At 48.3% G+C, this 1,430-nt stretch carries 1 protein-coding gene and 1 pseudogene; one reads left to right on the top strand and one right to left on the bottom strand.

Annotated elements, in window-relative coordinates:
- The first annotated feature begins 89 nt into the window (after positions 1-89).
- Positions 90-1,264, top strand: a pseudogene (locus F6K13_RS35660) (ISAzo13 family transposase).
- On the opposite strand, the gene F6K13_RS33110 reads toward F6K13_RS35660, so the two are convergent.
- On the bottom strand, positions 1,188-1,430 hold a 243-nt coding region (locus F6K13_RS33110), incomplete at its 5' end, for a hypothetical protein (protein WP_287289921.1). The pseudogene F6K13_RS35660 and the gene F6K13_RS33110 sit on opposite strands and share 77 nt — an antisense overlap.

The raw sequence follows: 1,430 nt of genomic DNA, 5'->3' as shown, positions 1-1,430 counted from the left end.
TCCCTATCTTGACAGATGATATAGCGTAAAGAGGTAGGTTATTCGAGAGCAGTTTCCCTGTGTCCTATTCGGCTGAAATAGAAACTCACATGCAGCGTTACTATCAGTCACTGTCCGAAAAAGATCGTCGTCGATACGCGGGCATCGAAGCGATTAAATTAGGGTATGGCGGCATTAGCTATATCCATCGCGTCTTAGGCTGTGACTATCGCACGATAAAGGCTGGGATAGCAGAACTACAGGATGACACAAGCATGGAAAAATCCGGGATTCGTCGTCAGGGGGGCGGACGCAAATCAGCGTTTGAGACGATTCCAGGTTTAGATACGGCGTTTTTGAAAGTGATGGAGCGCCATACCGCAGGTTCGCCGGTCGATGACCAGGTGAAATGGACTAATCTGAGTCGCCCTAAAATTGCGGCCTTGCTGAAGACTGAAAATATCGACGTGAGTGTGACAGTGGTTGACCAGTTGCTCAAGAAACATCATTATCGTCGACGTCGCGCCAGCAAGACCCTAGCAACTGGCGCTCGTCATCCCCAACGAAATGACCAATTTGAGAATATCGATGCCTTACGCAAGCGCTACACAGAGACCGGCAATCCTGTCATCAGCATGGATACTAAAAAAGAGAATTGATTGGCCCCTTCTATCGGGATGGGCATACCTACAGCACAGATAAGCTGCGGGTTTATGACCATGATTGGCCTCACTTGGCTGATGGGGTTGCCATTCCCCATGGTCTCTATGATCTCAATCAAAACACAGGCTATGTCCAAATTGGGACCAGCCGAGACACCTCAGAATTTGCCTGTGACTCCATCTATCATTGGTGGACTCAGCACGGTGGTCATGACTATCCCACGGCGACCTCAATTCTGCTCTTGTGTGATGCGGGTGGCAGCAATAGTGCGCGGCACTATATCTTCAAGGAAGATCTGCAATTATTGGCCAATGACTTGGGTCTCGAGATTCGCATTGCTCATTACCCGCCCTACACCTCAAAATACAATCCGATTGAGCATTGACTCTTTGCCCAAATTTCACGCACCTGCCGAGGCGCTATTTTGGACTCCATTGAGGCTTTCCGTGATTTAATCGCTCAAACCTCTACCAAGACGGGCTTATCCGTTGTTAGCACCATTATTGATGCCGTTTACGAAACAGGTCGAAAAGCCTCAGATGCCTTTAGATCCCAAATGCCCATCCGCTTTGACGACTATCTCCCTCAGTGGAATTATGTCGCTCTGCCTCAACAGACTTAGAGGTGGAAGTTATTAAATCCTCTTTCCTAACCATTAGAATAAATTTACGGTTCAATTCCTGCATTCCCCCTCTAGGTTTTATTCTCAACATCCCATGGTCTCCAACGTATCCCCTGTGAAGCTTTCTAGCGATCGCACCTTTGACCCAGTCACCGTCACCCAAGAG

Source organism: Okeania sp. SIO2B9, from assembly GCF_010672505.1.
Taxonomy (GTDB): domain Bacteria; phylum Cyanobacteriota; class Cyanobacteriia; order Cyanobacteriales; family Microcoleaceae; genus Okeania; species Okeania hirsuta.
Note: the sequence above shows the minus strand (reverse complement) of the source record. Positions and strands in the feature narration are given on the sequence as shown.